This is a genomic window from Deinococcus sp. QL22 (assembly GCF_023370075.1).
Taxonomy (GTDB): Bacteria; Deinococcota; Deinococci; order Deinococcales; family Deinococcaceae; genus Deinococcus.
Genome location: NZ_CP097149.1, coordinates 2,171,828 through 2,190,321, shown reverse-complemented (window position 1 = coordinate 2,190,321; position 18,494 = coordinate 2,171,828). Strand labels below are relative to the sequence as shown.

Annotated in this window: 22 protein-coding genes and 1 tRNA gene; 11 read left to right on the top strand and 12 right to left on the bottom strand. The window is 62.2% G+C overall.

Annotation, left to right across the window (positions count from 1 at the left end; genetic code table 11):
- Positions 1–243 precede the first annotated feature (243 nt).
- The 3 genes from M1R55_RS10965 (at position 244) to M1R55_RS10955 (ending at position 2,830) form a co-directional block, all read left to right on the top strand.
- On the top strand, positions 244–1,422 hold the full coding sequence (locus M1R55_RS10965; RefSeq protein WP_249391802.1) for an acetyl-CoA C-acetyltransferase: 1,179 nt from the start codon (positions 244–246) through the stop codon (positions 1,420–1,422).
- 144 nt (positions 1,423–1,566) lie between these two features.
- Entirely contained in the window at positions 1,567–1,881 is a 315-nt protein-coding gene (locus M1R55_RS10960) for a YciI family protein (RefSeq protein WP_249391801.1), read from the top strand.
- A 112-nt stretch (positions 1,882–1,993) separates the two neighbouring features.
- Positions 1,994–2,830 (top strand): 3-hydroxyacyl-CoA dehydrogenase family protein, encoded by an 837-nt coding sequence (locus M1R55_RS10955; RefSeq protein WP_249391800.1) that lies wholly within the window; start codon positions 1,994–1,996, stop codon positions 2,828–2,830.
- Positions 2,831–2,839: 9 nt separating this feature from the next.
- Here the strand turns inward: M1R55_RS10955 and M1R55_RS10950 are convergent, their stop codons facing one another.
- Positions 2,840–3,436: a peroxidase-related enzyme gene (locus M1R55_RS10950; protein WP_249391799.1), complete on the bottom strand. Its 597-nt coding sequence runs from the start codon at positions 3,434–3,436 to the stop codon at positions 2,840–2,842.
- Positions 3,437–3,488: 52 nt separating this feature from the next.
- Positions 3,489–3,773, bottom strand: coding sequence for a nucleoside triphosphate pyrophosphohydrolase (locus tag M1R55_RS10945; RefSeq protein WP_249391798.1), 285 nt, complete (start codon positions 3,771–3,773; stop codon positions 3,489–3,491).
- A gap of 77 nt (positions 3,774–3,850) precedes the next feature.
- Here M1R55_RS10945 and ffh point away from each other — a divergent pair, with 77 nt between their 5' ends.
- Both ffh and M1R55_RS10935 read left to right on the top strand, forming a co-directional pair.
- Positions 3,851–5,203, top strand: a complete 1,353-nt coding sequence (gene ffh, locus M1R55_RS10940; RefSeq protein WP_249391797.1) for a signal recognition particle protein — start codon at positions 3,851–3,853, stop codon at positions 5,201–5,203.
- Between the two features lie 113 nt (positions 5,204–5,316).
- A tRNA-Lys gene (locus M1R55_RS10935) sits at positions 5,317–5,392 on the top strand.
- 106 nt (positions 5,393–5,498) lie between these two features.
- Here M1R55_RS10935 and M1R55_RS10930 read toward each other — a convergent pair.
- A complete protein-coding gene (locus M1R55_RS10930; protein ID WP_249391796.1) occupies positions 5,499–6,143 on the bottom strand; it encodes a CBS and ACT domain-containing protein in 645 nt (214 codons plus the stop codon).
- A 129-nt stretch (positions 6,144–6,272) separates the two neighbouring features.
- Here M1R55_RS10930 and M1R55_RS10925 point away from each other — a divergent pair, with 129 nt between their 5' ends.
- Both M1R55_RS10925 and M1R55_RS10920 read left to right on the top strand, forming a co-directional pair.
- On the top strand, positions 6,273–6,782 hold the full coding sequence (locus tag M1R55_RS10925; protein ID WP_249391795.1) for an OmpH family outer membrane protein: 510 nt from the start codon (positions 6,273–6,275) through the stop codon (positions 6,780–6,782).
- A gap of 94 nt (positions 6,783–6,876) precedes the next feature.
- A complete protein-coding gene (locus tag M1R55_RS10920; protein ID WP_249391794.1) occupies positions 6,877–7,356 on the top strand; it encodes an OmpH family outer membrane protein in 480 nt (159 codons plus the stop codon).
- A gap of 86 nt (positions 7,357–7,442) precedes the next feature.
- Here the strand turns inward: M1R55_RS10920 and M1R55_RS10915 are convergent, their stop codons facing one another.
- The 7 genes from M1R55_RS10915 to M1R55_RS10885 form a co-directional block, all read right to left on the bottom strand.
- Complete coding sequence (locus M1R55_RS10915; RefSeq protein ID WP_249391793.1) at positions 7,443–8,042, bottom strand: TetR family transcriptional regulator C-terminal domain-containing protein; 600 nt, start codon at positions 8,040–8,042, stop codon at positions 7,443–7,445.
- A gap of 5 nt (positions 8,043–8,047) precedes the next feature.
- Positions 8,048–8,671: a uracil phosphoribosyltransferase gene (upp, locus tag M1R55_RS10910; protein ID WP_305880264.1), complete on the bottom strand. Its 624-nt coding sequence runs from the start codon at positions 8,669–8,671 to the stop codon at positions 8,048–8,050.
- A gap of 104 nt (positions 8,672–8,775) precedes the next feature.
- Positions 8,776–9,411 (bottom strand): phospholipase A2, encoded by a 636-nt coding sequence (locus M1R55_RS10905; protein ID WP_249391792.1) that lies wholly within the window; start codon positions 9,409–9,411, stop codon positions 8,776–8,778.
- A 272-nt stretch (positions 9,412–9,683) separates the two neighbouring features.
- Positions 9,684–10,646 (bottom strand): electron transfer flavoprotein subunit alpha/FixB family protein, encoded by a 963-nt coding sequence (locus M1R55_RS10900; protein WP_249391791.1) that lies wholly within the window; start codon positions 10,644–10,646, stop codon positions 9,684–9,686.
- A gap of 22 nt (positions 10,647–10,668) precedes the next feature.
- On the bottom strand, positions 10,669–11,430 hold the full coding sequence (locus M1R55_RS10895; protein WP_249391790.1) for an electron transfer flavoprotein subunit beta/FixA family protein: 762 nt from the start codon (positions 11,428–11,430) through the stop codon (positions 10,669–10,671).
- Between the two features lie 203 nt (positions 11,431–11,633).
- Positions 11,634–12,506, bottom strand: a complete 873-nt coding sequence (locus M1R55_RS10890; RefSeq protein ID WP_249391789.1) for a phosphotransferase — start codon at positions 12,504–12,506, stop codon at positions 11,634–11,636.
- A gap of 220 nt (positions 12,507–12,726) precedes the next feature.
- The gene (locus tag M1R55_RS10885; RefSeq protein WP_249391788.1) at positions 12,727–13,740 is read right to left on the bottom strand and encodes an HD-GYP domain-containing protein; all 1,014 of its coding nucleotides are present in this window, start codon (positions 13,738–13,740) and stop codon (positions 12,727–12,729) included.
- Between the two features lie 35 nt (positions 13,741–13,775).
- Here M1R55_RS10885 and M1R55_RS10880 point away from each other — a divergent pair, with 35 nt between their 5' ends.
- Positions 13,776–14,552 (top strand): YkgJ family cysteine cluster protein, encoded by a 777-nt coding sequence (locus M1R55_RS10880; RefSeq protein WP_249391787.1) that lies wholly within the window; start codon positions 13,776–13,778, stop codon positions 14,550–14,552.
- Between the two features lie 246 nt (positions 14,553–14,798).
- The gene (locus M1R55_RS10875; RefSeq protein WP_249391786.1) at positions 14,799–15,458 is read left to right on the top strand and encodes a hypothetical protein; all 660 of its coding nucleotides are present in this window, start codon (positions 14,799–14,801) and stop codon (positions 15,456–15,458) included.
- Positions 15,459–15,492: 34 nt separating this feature from the next.
- Here M1R55_RS10875 and M1R55_RS10870 read toward each other — a convergent pair whose 3' ends face one another.
- Positions 15,493–15,945, bottom strand: coding sequence for a carboxymuconolactone decarboxylase family protein (locus M1R55_RS10870; RefSeq protein WP_249391785.1), 453 nt, complete (start codon positions 15,943–15,945; stop codon positions 15,493–15,495).
- Positions 15,946–16,199: 254 nt separating this feature from the next.
- On the opposite strand from M1R55_RS10870, the gene M1R55_RS10865 reads away from it, so the two are divergent.
- Positions 16,200–16,919 carry a c-type cytochrome gene (locus tag M1R55_RS10865; protein ID WP_249391784.1) on the top strand — a complete coding sequence of 240 codons (720 nt, stop codon included), beginning with the start codon at positions 16,200–16,202 and terminating at the stop codon, positions 16,917–16,919.
- Between the two features lie 76 nt (positions 16,920–16,995).
- Positions 16,996–17,853, top strand: coding sequence for a group III truncated hemoglobin (locus tag M1R55_RS10860; protein WP_249391783.1), 858 nt, complete (start codon positions 16,996–16,998; stop codon positions 17,851–17,853).
- Between the two features lie 16 nt (positions 17,854–17,869).
- On the opposite strand, the gene M1R55_RS10855 is transcribed toward M1R55_RS10860, so the two are convergent.
- Positions 17,870–18,436 (bottom strand): dihydrofolate reductase family protein, encoded by a 567-nt coding sequence (locus tag M1R55_RS10855; protein WP_249391782.1) that lies wholly within the window; start codon positions 18,434–18,436, stop codon positions 17,870–17,872.
- Positions 18,437–18,494: the final 58 nt, after the last annotated feature.

The window sequence follows — 18,494 nt, the reverse complement described above, 5'->3', positions numbered from 1 at the left end:
CCAGTATTGGTCAGGGTCACTGGCCACACGACCACGGAGAAAAGCGGGCTGGGCGCGGCTTGAAGGTGTTTCATAGGAAATACTGAGGTATGTCCATAGCCCGCTCATTCTACCCGGCAGGGGGCCAGCAGAAGGTGCAGAAGGCCGAAGTTGAGCCGCAGGGGGTGACGCACGGCAAGACCAAAAACCGCTCTGTCCCGCCATGCCTAACGCCCGTTAGTTTTCCTACGCTATCCTTGCCTCATGAACAAAGCAGTGATAGTGGCGGCCTCGCGCACGCCGACAGGCAAGTTTCTGGGGGCGCTGGAATCGGTACGGGCGGTAGAACTGGGGAGCATTACGCTGGCCGATACCCTGCGCCGGGCCGGAATTCCTGCCGAACTGATCGAAGAAGTGATCATGGGTCAGGTCGTGCAGGCAGGCTGCGGGCAAAACCCGGCGCGGCAGGCGGCACTGGCGGCGGGCCTCAGCAACGAGGTGGGGGCGCTGACCATCAACAAAGTGTGCGGCAGCGGCCTGAAAGCAGTGATTTTGGCCGCGCAGAGCATCCGGGCGGGCGACCAATCGGCGGTGCTGGCGGGCGGCATGGAATCCATGAGCAACGCGCCGCACCTGCTGCCGGGCGCACGCAAAGGCTACCGCCTCGGCCACGCGCAGGTGCTGGACGCCAACACCCAGGACGGCCTGTGGTGCTCCATCAACGACGAGGGCATGGGCCTGACCGGAGAGCGCGTAGCCGACAAATACGCCATTACGCGCGACGAGCAGGACGCCTACGCCACTGCCAGCCACCAGAAAGCCATTGCCGCGCAGGGGGCCGGACGCTTTGCCGAAGAAATCGTGCCCGTGACTGTGAAGGGCCGCAAGAGTGACTCCATTGTAGACGCCGATGAAGGCCCCCGCTCCGATACGAATGCCGAAACGTTGGGCCGCCTGAAGCCCGCGTTTCGCAAAGACGGTTCGGTCACGGCAGGCAACGCCCCCGGCCTGAACGACGGCGCGGCCAGCCTGCTGGTCATGAGTGAAGACGCCGCCGCCACGCATGGGCTGAAGCCTCTGGCCGAAATCACTGGGTATGCGACAGGCGGAATGGCCCCCGAATGGGTGATGATGACGCCTGTGCCCGCCACGCAAAAACTGCTGAAGAATCTGGGCATGGGCGTGGGCGATGTGGATTTGTGGGAACTGAACGAGGCCTTCAGCGTGCAGAGCCTCGCCGTGAGCCGGGAACTGGGCCTTGACCCCGCCCGCGTGAACGTGAACGGCGGCGCGGTGGCACTGGGCCACCCGATTGGCGCAAGTGGCGCACGCATTCTGGTCACGTTGCTGCACGCACTGAAGGCGCAGGACAAGGAAACGGGCGTGGCGACCCTGTGCATGGGCGGCGGCAATGGGCTGGCATTGGCGGTTCGGCGGGTGTAGGGGCAAGTCGAAGGGTCTAAGGTGCTGGGGCGGTGGATTTTTGGGTGGACAGAGCGATCAGAAAGAGTGTCCCATACTGCCTTTGCCTTTTTTAGACCATTCGACCCTTGACCCTTAGACCTTCCCGCCCCGTAAACTCCAGTTATGACCGCTCCCACCCTCTGGATCATCCAAAGCCGCTACCTCAAAACAGGCGACGAACTGGCCGCCGTAACGCCGCTACACCGCGCTTGGTTGGATCAGCACTATGTCAGTGGGCTGTTTCTGGTGTCGGGCCGGATGCTGGACGGCACAGGCGGAATCTTGCTGGCCCATGCCGACAATCAGGCGCAACTGGAAGATGTGTTCAAGGATGATCCATTTGTAATCAATGGGTGCAGCGAATACAGCTACACGCCGTTTACACCCGTGAAGCGCGGTAAGGCGCTGGAATTGGACGGGGTAGCGTTGGTGGAATAGAGAAAGTCTAAAGGGTCTACGAAATTCAAAGGCGATGCTAGACGCTCTAGTCGCCCAAAAACCCACCGCCCCAGCACCTTAGACCCTTAGACAACCCACAAGGAGCCATGGAATGAAATTCGGAGTCGTAGGCGCAGGACAGATGGGCGCGGGCATTGCACAGGTGGCCGCGCAAAGTGGCTTTAGCGTCATCGTGCAGGATGTCAAACCAGAGTTTCTGGAACGTGGACGGGCCACCATTCAAAAAAGCTTGGCTAAGCTGCACGAAAAAGGCAAGTTGACCGAAACGCCCGACGAAATTATGGGCCGCATCCGCTTCAGCACCGATCTGACCGATTTTGCAGACAGCGATCTGGTGGTGGAAGCCATCGTGGAAAACGAGGCCATCAAAGCCGAATTGTTCCGCACGTTGGGGGGCATCGTGAAGGCAGAAGGCATTTTAGCCAGCAATACCAGCAGCATTCCTATTACGGCCCTCGCCAGTGTATCAGGCCGCCCTACACAGTTTATCGGGATGCACTTTATGAATCCGGTGCCCTTGATGGCGCTTGTAGAAGTCATTCGCGGCCACAGCACCAGCGATGAAACGGCGCAAAAAGTCATTCAGACCGCCGAACAGATGGGCAAAACACCGCTGACCTGCAATGATTTCCCCGGTTTCGTATCCAACCGAATCCTGATGCCCATGCTGAACGAAGCTATTCAGTGTGTGATGGAGGGCGTGGCCGAACCGGAGGCTATTGACGGCATCATGAAACTGGGCATGAATCACCCGATGGGGCCGCTGACTCTGGCCGATTTTATTGGGCTGGATACCTGCCTTGCCATTATGGAAGTGCTGCATAAAGGGCTAGGCGACGACAAATACCGGCCTTCACCGCTGCTGAGAAAGATGGTGCAGGCGGGGCTGTTGGGGCGCAAAAGCGGAGAAGGATTCTATAAGTATTAGTCTCTGCTTTTACCGCCCCTGACCGTGATATTCGGCGTTGGGCAAGAATCCCAGTGCGCCGCTGACTCGGTTGGTCAGGTTGAACATACCGATCACCTGTACGAGTTCCAAAGTCTGCTGATCGCTGAGGCCCACGTCGCGCAGTGTTTGTAAGTCGGCTTCGGTCACCTCTGCCGGATGCAGAGTCAGGCGCTCGGCGTAGGCGCACAGGGCGGCCCTGCGGGGGCTGAGGCTGGCATGTCGCCAGTTCACGGCCACAAGGTCTGCCGTGTGGGGGTTCTCGCCCGCTTGCCGCAAGAATTCGCGTAGGGCCGCCCCGTGCGACACCGCGCAGTAAATACAGCGGTTCGCGCCGCTGACCACCACCGCCACCATCTCGCGCTCCAGCGGCGTCAGAAAGCCTTCCTTGTTCAGCAGCAGGTTGAAGTAACCCCACCACGCCAAGAACTGCTCGCCGTTGAGGGCCTGAGCGCGGAACACGTTGGGCACGAATCCGACGTTGGCCTCCGCTTTGCTCCACAGCTTCCGCACGCCTTCCGGCACGTCAGCTTCAGTGGGCACGGCAAGCCATGAAATTTGGTTGTGGGTGGAATCGGTTGGAGTCATGGGTCTAGGGTAGCGCGGGAAACCTAACGGGCGTTAGGCATGGCGGGACAGGTCAGAACTCCATCCAGACGCGTCCACCAAAACCGCCCCGTGCATCCGCTTTGGCAGCCCGCTTTGCCTCCAATTCCTGGGGTGTCAGGCCGTGCAGGGCGGCCAGAGTGTGCAAGACCTCCAGCACGTCGGCCAATTCCTCCGGGTCATGCGCTGCCAGATATTCCGCCACTTCCTCATTCAACTTGGCTTGCAGGGCAACTGCATACTCGTCTGCGTCCAAAACTCGCGCCACTGCGCCCGCGCCCACCAATGCCGGGATACTGTCTCTGACCAATTTGCCCACCCCGGCAATCTATCCCGCCTATACCCTGTCCCACCTGCACAACAAAGCTGGCCCCGGCTGCGTGGTAGCCTCACGCTATGTTTGAGGCGCTGGGCAACAAGTTACAGGACATCCTTGACCGGGTGGGCCGCGAGAGCAAACTCACCGACACGCAGGTGAAGGCCGCCATGCGCGAGATTCGGATGGCACTGCTGGAAGCCGACGTGAACTTTACGGTGGCCAAAGATTTTGTGGCCCGCGTGAGCGAAAAGGCCGTGGGCCAGGACGTGCTGGGCAGCCTGAACGCGGGCCAGACCATCGTGAAGATGGTGCACGACGAACTGATCGAGACGCTGGGCGGGCAAGCGGCACAGCCGACCCTGAAAACCGAAGGCAACGTGTGGTTCATGGTGGGCCTGCAAGGAGCGGGCAAGACGACCAGCACGGGCAAACTGGCCGCCCACTACAAGGCTAAAGGCCGCCGCGTGCTGCTGGTGGCCGCCGATACCCAGCGCCCCGCCGCCCGCGACCAATTGGAAGTGCTGGCAAAACAGGTGGGCGTGCCCGTGCTGAAGGTGGCCGACGGCGAAACCCCCCAGCAGACGCGGGCCCGGCTGGACGCTCACCTCAAAGAAGATTTCCGTGATCTGGTGATCGTGGATACGGCGGGCCGCCTGCAAATAGACGCCGCGCTGATGGATCAGTTGGCCGACCTGCAAAGCCAGTTGCAGCCCAGCGAAACGCTGCTGGTGGTGGACGCCATGACGGGGCAGGAAGCCCTGAACGTGGCCCAAACCTTCGATGCCCGCGTGAATCTGTCGGGTCTGATCATCACCAAGATGGACGGCGATGCACGCGGCGGCGCGGCTCTAAGTGCCCGCAGCGTCACTGGAAAGCCGATTTATTTTTCAGGCACCAGCGAAAAGCTGACCGGACTGGAGCCGTTTTACCCAGACCGCGTGGCGGGCCGAATCCTCGGCATGGGCGACATGCTGGGCCTGATCGAACGTGCCCAGCAGGCCGACCTGAAAGCGATGGAGGTCAAAAAACCCGGCGACTTCGATCTGGAAGACCTGCTGGTACAACTGCGCCAGATTCGCAAGATGGGGCCGTTGGGCGACCTGCTGAAGCTCATTCCCGGCATGAGCCGCGCCCTGCCCGAAGGCTTCAATGTCGACGAGGCGCAGATTCAGCGCATTGACGCCATGATCAGTTCGATGACCCTGAAAGAGAGGCGCAATCCCAAGATCATTGACGGCAAACGCCGCAAGCGCATCGCAGCGGGCAGCGGCCATACCGTGCAGGACATCAACCGGATTCTGAAAATGCACGAGCAGATGAAGGACATGATGAAGATGCTGGGCCGCATGAGTGGCCCCGGCGGAAAAGGCCCAGGCAGAGGTGGATTCCCCCAAAAAATGCCGCCCATGCCGCGCAATCTCAAACGCTGAGGGTCTAGCCCTATTCGATAGCCCTTCCGCCTAGATTTGACAGAACTACCCACCATACGTATACTCATTCCCGCTGCCACACGTAGCCCAACACGGGCAGCGGGAACAGAGAAGGGATGTTAGCTCAATTGGTAGAGCAGCTGACTTTTAATCAGCGGGTTGTAGGTTCAAGTCCTACACATCCCACCACAAAAAGACCCGCGCTAGGCGGGTCTTTCATTTATCACAGCTCGTTATCACAGCTTTGTTGTTGCAGGAGTGGGGAAGGCAGGTCGAATTGCCTTCCCCACTTCGCTCAGTCCAGCACGTCTATTCCTACGGCCCGTACCCTTGCCCGCACGTCGCGCACGCCTTCGCCCGTCACCCGTATCACAAATCGTCGGCGGCCTGCTCCGATGTTTTCATGTTCAGCGTCTTTGTGGTAGGTGGCCACACTGATGATGTTGCTGGGCTGAATGGCCTGGGTGGCCCGCGCAAGGCTGCCGGGCACGTCGGGCATATCGAGCGTCAGGCGTTTGCCGCCTTCACGCAGGCCCATGATGTTGGTAAAGGCCCGCAGCACATCGGTGATGGTGATGATGCCGCACAGTTGCCCAAAGTCGTCGAGGACAGGCAGGCCGCCCACGGCATGTTCCTGCATCCGCAGGGCCGCGTCCTCCATGTATTCGCTCTCTGAGGCGGTGATGACGGGGCGGGCCATCATTTCGGCCACCGTCAGTTTGCTCAGCAGGTAATTCAGCTCCCACACACTGAGGGTCGTGGCCTTGCTGGGCACGGCGTCCTTCAGGTCTTTGCGGGTGGTGATGCCGACCAGTTGGCCGTCCTGCATCACAGGCAGTCGCCGGAAGCCACGTTCCTTCAAAATCTTGAGGGCGTCCATCACGGGGGTATCGGGCATCACAGTGATGGGGTCAGGGGTCATCCAGTCGCGTACCAGCATAAGAACCAGTTTACGTTGCCCAGAGCCGTCAGAGAGACGTTCCTGGTCTGACGCCTCTCTGACGGGAGATGTGAACCGGCTACGGCGGCCTTCATTCGGCTCAGAAATGAGCATGATACGGTGCAAATCATGAAGCTTTCCGCCAAATCGTTCCTGTCCCCCAAAGCACTGGCCCCAGTCGCTATCGTCGCCGCCTTCGGTCTCGGTACGCTCGCGCCACACGCCCAGACCACTCCCCAGAAAATCGGCTTTGTAGACGTGCAAAAGCTGCTGACCTCTCATCCCTCCAACCCTGAAATCGAGAAAATTCAGAAGGCGGCTGACACTGAACTCGGTGGGATTAACAAGCAGATTCAGGCCATTGACGCCAAAGGTTCGCAGGCCACCGCCGCCGACAAGCAGAGCCGTGAAACACTCGTCAAGACCGGTCAGGCCAAGGCCGCCGAGTATGACAAGCAACTGGCTCCCAAAGTTGCTGTTGTGGAAACTGCCGTTGACGCCGCCATCGACAAAGTAGCCAAGGCCAACGGCTTCGGCGTGGTCATGGATCGCAACGTTGCCAAGAACAGTGGTCTGGTGGTCTACGCCGACCCCGCCGCCGAGATGACCGACGCCACCGTCAAGGCGCTGAAGCCCTGAGCCAGCAGCCCTGATCCTGCGGGGTCAGCCTGCCCACCCCCGCATCAGGCGGGGGTTGTTCTTTGCGCCCGCCTTCCCTTCTCCAGAGGTACACATGAATCCTAAACTGACTCTGCTTCTTCTCCCTTTTGCCCTGATGGTCACAGTGCCGCACGCCCAACAGTCCCGTTCACGGGTGGGCTTCGTTAACGTACAGGCCGCTGTAAAGGCCATGCCCAACAGCGCCACCTACCTGAAACTCAATACCAATGTGACGGCTGATCTGGCCGCCCGAACCAAAAGTATTCAGGCGTTGGCGGTCAAGGCCGCCGCGTCCCGCAAAGCCGCCGATCAGCAGGCATTGGTTAAGGCGCAGCAGGCTTTCCGAACCACCCAGAACGGCTACCAATCGCGCCTGAATACGGCCTTTGCACCGCTGGCAACCAAGTTGAACGCGACGGTCGCCAAGGTCGCCAAAACCAGTGGATTTACCGTGGTACTCGACCAGAGTATCGCCGCCAAAACGGGCCTTGTGGTCTACGCCAACTCGCAGACCACCGACCTGACGCCAGCTGTCATCAAAGCACTGAAATAAGGTGACCCGCAGAGAAGGCCCGGCCCAAGTGTCGGGTCTTTTTTGCTGAATGCCAGAGCAGGAGTCGGGTGGACTTGAGGCGGCGGTCAGGGAAGCGGTTGACTCTCGCCACCCAAAATGGCCCGTAGCCCGGCCAGGCAGTCATCGCGGTAGGCCTGCAAATCGGGTTCGGGGTCGGCCAGAAAGCGCACGCTCAGGCCTTCGACCAGCGCCCGCAATTGCCGCGCCCGCCGCTCTGCGCCTTCCTCTCCAGCCAGCCGCGCCAGTTCCAGATCCAGCGTCAGGGTGTCTTGCAGGGAATCCCGCTGCACCGCCATCAGAGCCGGGTCGCGGGTGGCCGCCGCCAAAAAGTCCAGCGACACGGTGTAGAAGCGCCGGGTGTTCTGCACGCCGTAAAACTGGTTTTCCACAAAGGCGGTCAGCTTGGCTTCGGGTGTTTGGGCCTGGCGCAGGGCACGCCGCGTGGCGACGCCTATGGTGCGCGTAAACCGCCTCATCACGGCGGCTAGCAGTCCGGCGCGGCTGCCGAAGTGATAGACCAGCGTGCCCCGGCTCACGCCTGCATGAGCGGCAATATCGGCCAACGTGACCCCCGCATAGCCGCGCTCATAGATGGCCAGATACGCGGCCTTTTCCAGCGCCGAACGCCGTGCCCGGTCTTGAATAGGGTTGACGGTGCGGGCCACGCGGCTTATTTCGTCCCGTAAATCCGGTCTCCGGCGTCGCCCAGCCCCGGCACGATATAGCCGTGATCGTTCAGGCGCGGGTCGACAGCGGCCACCACGATGTCTACCTCCGGGTGGTCGCGCTGAATAACCGCAATGCCTTCGGGCGCGGCCAGAATGCACATCAGCTTAATGGTCTGCGCCCCCGCTTCCTTAAGGAACCCGATGGCGGCGCTGGCACTGCCACCAGTCGCCAACATCGGATCAGTGAGGAACACGCGGCGCTCCGCAATGTCGGTGGGCAGTTTGTTGTAATAGGCCACCGGTTGCAGCGTGGTGGGGTCGCGGTACAGGCCGATATGCCCCACTTTGGCAGCGGGTACAAGCTGCACGATAGCGTCGGTCATGACCAATCCGGCCCGCAAGATAGCCACCAATGCCAGCTTTTTGCCGCTCAGCATCGGGAATTCGCCCTCTTCTATGGGCGTGTGCAGGCGCGTGGGCACGGTTTCCAGGTCGCGCATGGCCTCGTAGGCCAGCAGCAGGCTCAGTTCGGCAGCCAGTTCCCGAAATTCCTTGACGCCCGTCTGTACGTCGCGCATCAGAGAAAGTTTGTGCTGCACCAGCGGATGAGAAACGACTGTGACCATGCCGATACGATAGCGCCGCTGAGAGTGGGGTTGTGGGCTGTAGGAAGTAGGTTGTAGGCTTTTGCACCCTCCCTATCACCTACACCCCACGTTCTAGACCCTCTTTAGAAGCTGCTGTCCCCACCCACCCGCACGCCCTGATAGTAGGCATAAGCTGCCGAGTAGCACGCGGGGCGCTTGTACCAGCTCTTGGCCGCGCAGATGATATTCATGTTCGTCTGGAAAACCTCGTCGCTGGTCAGGCGGTTGGCCGAGGTGCGCTCGTAGACCTTCAGGTTGCGGTAGGCGAAGTCGTGTACGTTGCAGGCGGGCCGGAAATCTTCGCGGTAGCCGAGGCCAAGGCCGTCGGGCGCAGAGCAGCCGTCGCGTCCCCAATCTAGGTAGGAGTAGGACTGCGCAGTGAAAGCATGGGTGGCGTACTGCACGTTGTAATTCCCCACGCTGCCCCAGCCCGTGCGCTTGATGTAGGCGAGGCGGTCACTCGCAACGTCAAGTCCTGTCAGGGCGGGTGCGGTGGGCAAACTCAGTTGCGTGGGTTTCTCGCCGTAGGCCTGCTGAAGCGCGTCTATCAGGCCCGGATCGTTGCCGTAGCGGGCCAGAATCGCCTGACTCTCTGCGTCCTGCAACTCTGGGCGGCTGGCATAGTCGCCGAGGCTGGCGGGCGTGGTGGCCTGTGTACAGGCAGCCAAGGTCAGGGTCAGGGCAGCGGCGGCAAACGGCATCAGCTTGGAAGGCAGCATAAAACTCCTTGTGCAGTGCGGGGTCGGCCAGCGAAGGCCGGGGCGAATTGGAATGGCCTGCCTAGTCTAACCATAAAGTTGTCAGGGGGATGCAACCCCGCAGAAGGGATCGTCTAAGGGGCCAAAGGTCTGGGGTCTAAGGAAAGGCACTCGCGTTGCTCACTCACCCCTCCCCTGCGGAGCTTTGCAAGCCAAGGGTGAAGGAGTTGAATTACACAACCAAAAACGCCGCCCATCCCCATCAGGACAGGCGGCGCTTCAGCTTTTGATCTTTACTTCTTGGCAGCCTCGATCAATGCGGGAACGATCTGATTCACGTCGCCCACAATGCCGTAATCAGCCACCTTGAAAATCGGGGCTTCGGCGTCCTTGTTGATCGCCACGATGAATTTGCTTTTGCCCATGCCGCTGAGGTGCTGCACGGCTCCGCTAACGCCCAGCGCAATGTAGGCTTTGGGCTGCACGGTTTTCCCGGTCTGGCCCACCTGTTCGGCGTAGGGCCGCCAACCTGCGTCCACCACGGCACGGGTCGCGCCCACCCCTGCACCGATGCGGTCTGCAAGGCCTTCTACGTAGGTGGCAAAGTTGTCGGGGCTGCCCACGCCGCGCCCGCCCGTCACGATCACGTCGGCCTCGGTGAGGGCCACACGGCTGGTTTTTTCCACGCTGCGGCCTGTGATCTGGGTACGGGCAGCTGGCAATTCCAGTTCCACGTCGTACTGCTCGCCAGCGGCGGCGCCAGTGCTAGTAGCAGGGGCGGCAGGCGCAAACGATCCGGGCTTCACGGTCACGATGACGGTGGGGGCACTGGCCTCAACGGTTTCGGTCACGCGGGCCAGGTAGGTGTAACGCTGCGCCTGCACGGTCTCGCCATTCACGCTGAGGCTGGTGGCATCTTCCAAATACGGCGCGTCCAGTTTGACGGCCACACGGGGAGCATATTCGCGTCCGCTGCGGCTTCCACCGATCAGCACGAGGCTGGCTTCCCCTTCCTGCGCGATCTGCGCGGCGGCGGCGGCCCACACTTCGGGGTTGTAGGCGGCGAGCGCGGCGCTGTCTCCCACCAACACCTGCTCGGCATACTGCGCGGCTTCGGTGGCAACAGCGGCTACATTTTGCCCCAGCACCAGCAGTGTTATGGGGCCTTCTCCGCCCGCGTTCTGGGCAGCGGCCACCATTTCCAGCGTGGCCTTGGTCAGCTTGCCACTTGCATGTTCAGCAACGATCAGTTTCATGGTCAGTTCTCCTTTAGGGCCGTTACGCCAGAACCTTGGCTTCGTTTCGCAGCAAGTCCAGCAGTTGCTCGGCGGCGGCCTGCGGGTCTTTGCCGTCTATCACGCGGTTCATACGGGCACGGGTCTGAATTTCGGCATTCACCACGCGCACGGTGTTGGCCGCGCCATACGTATCCAGCGTGTCTTTCCGCAGCTCCTTGCGCTTGGCCTTCATGATGTTGGGCAGCGTGGGGTAACGCGGCTCGTTCAGGCCTTGCTGCGTGGTCACCACGGCGGGCAGCGGGGCGCTGAAACTCTCGTTGCCGTCGTCCACATCGTGCCGACCGCTGATGCTCTCGCCCTCAATCTTCAGCTCGTTCGTCCATGTCAGTTGGGGCCAGCCGAGACGTTCGGCGGTGGCCGCCCCCAGCGCCTGAGAATCCCAGTCGGCTTCCTGCCCGCCCACCAGAATCAGCGTGGCATTCTCGGCCTGCGCGATCTGGGCCACCACCCGGCTGAGGCTCACAGCGTCCAGCTTCTCATCGGTTTCTACGTGAATGGCGCGGTCTACACCCATCGCCAGCGCCGTTCGCAGGGCGTCTTCGTTGCGCTTGGGGCCAATCGCCAGCGCCGTAATCATCTCGATATTCGCGCCGCCCTCGCGCAGGCGCAGGGCTTCTTCCACGCCGTATTCGTCCATGCCGTCAATCACGAGGGTCGTACCTTCAAGGTCGACCGCGCTGCCAGAGACTTTGACGCGGGCTTCGGCATCCGGAACTTGCCGGACAAGGGTCAGAATATTCATCGGTTCTCCTGTATGGATCACTTGGGGAAATGCTGCCGGGGGCAGCGGTGTTCAGAACTCCAGAGACGAGGCTACATCATGGCAAATTAGACTGGGTTCAAGTTTAGCAGAGCCCGCAGTCTGAAGTGACTGACAAGGGATCGTCAATATTACGGGTGTCCCGACAGGGCAGATGCCAATTTTAATGGATTGGTTCACCTGGCTTAGCCCGGCAATCGCCCCAGCACATGCCGTGCTCTGGGCAATTTCTGATCACGCTGTCCCTCGAATTCATACGGCTCGTTCATCAGAAACCAGTACAAGTCGTGCAGGGTGGTCATGGCAAGGTAGGCACGGTAACGGGTCAGGGTGGCGGGCGCGTGGTCGGGCAGGAAGGTCAGGGCGGCGTCCAGACTTTCATCGGGCGGCAGCAAATCCAGCGTGCCCGTTTTCAGCAGGGCCAGATCGCGCAGGGGATCGTCCCAGCCCGCTTTCGTCCAGTCTATGACCAGCACTTCGGGTTGGCCTGTTGCCGCTAAACCAGACCCAATCAAAATGTTGTCGTGCCACATGTCCAGATGGCAAAACGCGGCGGGTTGATCCAGCAGGCCGTTTTCAAGCGGGATTTCTACGGCATCGAACAGATCGTCCAGCGGATAGGCGGCCAGCGCACTGCGGAATCGGCGCAGGCGTTCGCGAACGCGGCGCAGATCGACCCGTCCGGCGCGTTCCCCATGCAGCGCCCCGATAATTTCGCGCAGGCGGGGGAGGGCGCGGGGCACATCGGCAGCCGTCAGGGGACGCCCCGCGAACCGCCGCATGATCAGTGCCTCCACGCCGTCGGCTTCCACGGCGTCCAGCACCCACGCGCCCATGTCGGCGCGGCGCATATTGTCTGCCTCCAGGCGGTGTTCGCCCTGATGATTGCGGTACACCTTCACCACCGTTTGACCGTCAGGCGTGGCATACACGCGGCTCTGCATTCCGGCGTCCATTGGGGTCAGGCGGCCAAAGCGGGCTTCTAATACGGGGAACCGGTGGCTGGTGGCCTCGTTGCTTGCGTCGGCGTCAGTGTTCGGATTCGGGCGCAGGGTCATGGGTTCAGGCCCGCTAGGCTAGAGCGATTGGGCTGCTGGTAGGCAGGCTCTGATGCCAAGCCAGACAGAAAACCCGCCGTCTGTCTCTCTGTGAGGCAGAACGGACGCCCATATCTGGTACAGCTCCGCAGGAGAGGACGCCTGCCATCCATCGCCGTACGCCTGCTTCTGTTCCTACTCGTACCACTCGGTTTCGTCTGCGACTGGGCGGGATTTTTCTTCACTGCGGCAGCTTCTCCAGCACCGTCAGCAGGCGGGCGTCCAGACCCTTTCCGGCTTGCCCACGCAGGCGCTCCAGGTCGCCCACACGCACATAAGCGTTGGCAACGGCCAAGATTCGGGCATACAGTGGAATATCTTCGCCCGTCAGCTTGTCGGGTTCGCCCTGCCCATCCCAGCGTTCGTGGTGGTGCCGGATGGCCTTTTGCGCCTCGGCCAGATGCGGCACGCCGTGAAGGAAATTGGCCCCCACCATCGCGTGGCCCTGTTCGCCGTGAATCTTGCCCAGATCGTGCAGGGTGGCGGCGTACCAGAGTTCTTCGAGTTCGCGCTCGACCAGCCCCACAGCGCGGCCCAATTTCAGGCTCACGTCGGCCACAGCCTGTGCGTGTCCCAGAGCATCAAACTCCCGGCTTTCCACGGCTTCCACCAGCGCCGTCGTAATTTGCCGCGCCGCATGCCGCCAGTCGTCGCGGGAATCCAGAATGCCCAGTAGCGGCCCCACCGCAGTGGCCCAGCGCGACACGACTTCCATCTGTGTGGGCGAAACCGGGTCGGCCACCATACGGTCTAACACCAGGGCCCCCAGATTGCGGCCCCGGTCACTCAAGGGGATCACCAGCGTCACAGGCACCTCACGCATCCCGGCATCGTCCAGAATGCCGTGCAGTTCGGGCGGGTTCATCTCGTACAGTTCGCGCGATCCATCGGCCAGCAGGCGGGCACGCATACTGGCCCAGGGGCCGCTGAGCGCGGTGCCGATCAGGGCTTTGGGATAGCCGAAGACGGCCACCACCCGGTCTTGGCCCCGCCGCAACACGGCGAATCCGTGGGTCTGGCCGCCCAGCAGCAGCGCGGCGTGGGCGAGCGCCCCTTCCAGAATGCCTTCGGTGCTGGGGCGGGCCAGCAACTCCGAGAGAATGCGGGTGGCGTCCGGAGCCTCGGCAGAGGGCGTTGTGCCTATCTTCCGGGGTTCCGGGGTGGGCGTCTGCGGCTGGCGTGGGCGTCGGAACACGGTAGCCGCAGTATACCCGCGCTAGGCTGCTTCCGATGACGCACCACTCTTCCCCCCCCTCCCGCCCGGTTGCGGCTGGCCCTGCCCTGCCTCACGCTGCCGTCACAGACGCCGTGAAGCGCGGCTATGCCCGCTATACCCGGCAGTCGGGCGCGTGGCTGAAAGGGTACGAACAGCGGGGCGGGCGCGTATTTTGCGGCGCGGGCTGCTTTGGCTGCTGCAATATGCCCATTCGGGTATCGCTGGCCGAAGCCCTCGTGACTGCGCAGGCCCTGACCGACACGGAGGCCGCCCGCATGGAAGCCCACGCCCGCGCCGTCATTTCTAACGCCCGCAGCGCCCCCGACGACGACACCTACGTAGACCGTCACCGCCGCGAAGTCGGGTATTGCCCCCTGCTGAACCGGGAGACTGGCAGTTGCTCGCGCTACGACGTGCGCCCCACCCGTTGCCGCGACACCTTCAGCGCCCTGCCTGCCCGCTACTGCGCCGCCGAAACGTGGGACGACATGCCCCGCCGCGAGCGCGAGGAATACCGCCGCGAGGTGGCCCGCACCCCCGGCACCGACGGCGAGGTGCATTACATCGCCCCGCTGGAACACCTCAGCGAACCCGTGTGGGCGGCGGCGGCCAAAGCCATGCGCCAGCAGTGGGGGCTGGAGGCCTGGGGAGACTTCTGGGTACTGACCACGCTGGCCCGCGACGCTGCATTCATGGCCCAGATCGGGCGCGGAGATGCACGCGGTGCATGGAAAGTCGCCCAGTCTCGTGGGTTGGCTCACGCTGCTGTGCTGGAGTTTGCGCGGGCCTGATTCTTCTGGCCCTCAGAAGTCTGGGTTTGTGGAGTAGACATAAAGGCAGCATCAACAGGGTGTGCATTGCTCATTCCGGTCTGGATCTGGCTTAGATTTGTGCTGTGCTGCACATCATTTTTCCTGATTGGAGTCTGGGACTTATTGTAGATTCTGTCTCTTTTCTGACGGTGACCTGTCCCGTTTCTAAAGCTGCCGTGACACCGTTCATGAGGGCGGCTCATGTTGGTAGGCGAGGCTACACCCATGAAGAAGATCCTGATGACGGCAGTGGTAGCAGGCATGATGACGGGCGCAGCGGGCGCACAGAGCCTCAGCGGCGTAGAACTCGGCCTGACGGGCGGTTACGCAGGCGGCCTGAGTGGCAGCGTATTTGTACACAGCCCCAACCTGCTCGGCCCAGTGGGCGTGAAGGTCAGCGCCTCGTATACCAACCCCAGCGATTCCATCAACGACAGCAGCGATCTGGGCGTAGGGACGTTCGGCTCTTACAAGGCGTCGGGCGCAGCGACTGAAAACGGGAGCCACGTGACCGTAGGTGTAGACGGCACATACAGCCTGGGCGAGTTGGCCCCCGGCACCGACGCCACCCTGTACGCAGGCGGACGCTACGGCATGTTCAAAGCCACTGAAGACTATGGTGCAACCGGCAGCACCACCTACAGCGCTTCCTCCTTCGGCATCGGCGCGGGCGTCATGGCCAGCTACGCTATTGCAGGCAACCTGAGCATCGTGGGCGACCTCGGCGTCGAGCAGTACTTCAAGTCCACCATCGGCGTGAGCAACAGCAATGGCGCCACCGATTCGTTCACCACCGATGACGCTGGATATGCTGCCATCGACAACCGCTTCGTGCGCCCCGGTACGGTCTTCAAGGCCCGTGTCGGCCTGAAAGTGGCCTACTAAGCTTTAGCTCTGGCGCACTGTTATCTAGCCCCTGTTATTCAGCGTCCCCTGCCTGTTCGGTTGGGGGCGTTTTGCTGCTTCCTGTCAGCAGCAGGCGCAGTTGCTCGAAGGCGGCCACCACACGCGGAAACCCCAGATAGGGCACGCACATCAGTAGCGTTTCGCGCACTTCTGTTTCGGTGGCCCCGGCCCGGAGTGCGCCGCGCAGGTGGGTTCGCAGTTCCGGCGGACTGCCCAATCCCACCAACAGGGTGCAAGCCAACAGTTCCCGCGTTCTCAGGTCGAGGCCCGGACGCTCGTACACGGTGTCGTAGGCAAAGTCCCGAATATAGGCCATGAGGTCGGGGTCGAGGGCGGCCAGGCGGTCTAGAATCCGGCCTTCCTGCTCGCCAAAAATAGTGGCCCGCGCCCAACCTGTACCCTGTGTCGCTGTGGCCTGGGTTGCTGCGAACTGCGCTGGAAAATCCTGGTTTGGATCGTCGTTCATGGGAAGGAGCCTAAAGCATACGGAATCACGGGACACCGGCACCTCATCAACCTGAATACTGGCATGCTTGCCCGGTCTGTGTGCGTTTGCCCTGTGTGTTTGCCTGCCTGTGGCGGGCCGTGTAGCCCAGTGACCACACCATTCTCACGCCCTCTGGCGGCCCCTTCACCGACCCGAAAGATAGCCCGGACGTTTGGCCCGAAAAGCTGCCTGGCACAGTCAAACGCCCCCTGACCGTATGGTAGGGTGGGCCTATGAAGAACACGTTCGCCGTCACCATGACGCTGCTGCTGGCCCTGACGCTGGGCGGCTCTTACGCTGCGTATCAGATCGCCACCACGCCTCACCATGAAGAAACAAAGGCCGAGGGCGGCGCGGGCGACCAGGAAGAACGCGCCGGATCGGTGCCCAGCGAGGAAGCGCCGAGTGCCACGAGTACGGCCACAGGCGCGGCAGGCTCCGCCGAGGCTCAGGGCAATGCCAAAGCCCCCAACCAGGGCGGCGAGCAGGCCGGGCCGAACGGCGCGGTGGCGGGGAGCCAGGGCGCGGCCACGGGCAACCAGGAGAACGGCCAGACCGAAAATAACAGCGCCACCGTTGCCACCACCGAAGGCGCACAGGCCGGAGAAAATACTACCGCCAACGAGGGCAGCGAATCGGGTCGCCCACCCGGCGAAATGTCGTCCACGGGCGCCACCGTGACCACCGAAGCAGGCGATGTGGAAGCGGGACAGGCCAAATTTGTGAGCAGTTGCGCGGCCTGCCACGGCCCACAAGGTGGAGGCGGCATCGGCGCGGCCCTGAACACTGCCGATGGCCCCAAAAGCTGGACGCTGGATCAGTTCAAGCTGACGCTGCGTGAGGGCAAAACCCCTGACCGGGAACTGGCCCCTACCATGCCCCGCTTCTCGCCCGAACAGCTCAGCGACGCAGAAGTGGCCAATATACACGCTTACATCAAGACGCTGAACTGAAGACAGACCAGCCCCACCTGACCCGCCACTCCCGGCGGGTTTTTTGTTGCTGATACAGAAGCCTATGCTGTGAACCGTGAATTCTCGCCTGCTGCTGACCACCTCTCCCCTGCCAAACCTTTGGGACGGCTGGACGGTGCGGCCTGCCAGTGCCGACGCCCTAGCTCACGCGGCGGGCCTGCTGGTTCCCCATGACGGCCAACCCGTGCGCGACGTGCAGCACAGACCGGATCGCTGGGCGCTGCTGACGCTGGTTTCGGGCGCGGTGCGGGGCGGCTTGCCTGTGTTGGCCTGGGGAACGGGCGCGGCACTGGCAGGCCGGGTGCTGGGAGCGGCGATTCAGGCTGGGACAAAGGCAGAAGGCAGGGAAAGCACGGTGGAGGAATGGGCGGCCCTCCCCCGCACCGCCCACGCCGAACGCTGGCTGGGCAGTGCGCCGCTGCTGTGGCGGGCAGGAACCGTGACCGCCTGGGCCGGAGGAACCTTGCCTGACCCGCTGAAACTGGAATTTCTGACCGGACTGAAAACTCCCGGCCCCCGCACGCCTGCCACGCCGCTGGAGAGTATTGGGGGCGAGGCCGCACTCCGCCCACTGCTGGCCGATTTTTATGCGCGGGCACGGGCCGATGCGGTACTTGGCCCCATCTTCGCCGCCCACGTGTCCGGCTGGGAAGCGCACCTGGAGGCCGTCACCGCCTTCTGGGTCACGATGCTGGGGGGGCCGACCCAAGCAGGGGGCCAGCACTGGCGCGGCAACCTGAACCACATCCACGCGCCGCTGGGGGTACGCGGGGTGCATCTGGCCCGCTGGCTGGCCCTGTTTCGCGCCTCCGCCGAAGCCCACCTGCCGTCCGACGCCGCCCAAGTGCTGATTTCACGGGCCGAAGCAATGGGAACGAGGCTGGGGCGAAAGCCGACTGGGGCCAAGCCTTGAATGATGAGTGGGTGGCCTACGATTTCTGGCCCCCTTCCACCGGCTCTGAGTCAACAGGCTGATAGATCAGGAGCATCACGCCCGCGCCGAGGTTTTTGGAAACGGCAAGCTTGAGAGCCAGTCTGTTGCCTTCCGAAAACAACCGTTTGCCGCTGCCCAACACGACAGGAAAAACCATCAGGCGAAGTTCGTCCACGAGACCGTGACGCAGGAGCGTCTGGACAAAGGTGCCGCTACCGTACACGAGCAGGTGGCCGCCTTCCTGCCGTTTGAGTTCCTTCACGGCGGCCACCACGTCCCCTCCGAGGGGCGTCGCGTTCCATTCCAGGGAAGTGAGGGTGGTCGTCGCCACGAACTTCGGCAGGAGGTTCATTCGTTCGCCAAATGCTCCGGTACCCGGCGCCGTAGGCCAATATTGAGCGAAACCCTCGTAGGTTTTTCGGCCCAGCAACAAAGCGCCACTTTCAAAGAGTTCATCATATTTAAACTGGCCGTCGTCTGGGCTGTACTCCTTTTGCCACGAGCTTGATTCCTCGTACACGCCGTCCAGAGTCAGAAATTCAGTCACGATCACTTTCCGCATGGATGCTCCTTTCACATTCCTTCCAGTAAACACCTCCTCCATGTTCGCAGGTCAGCCG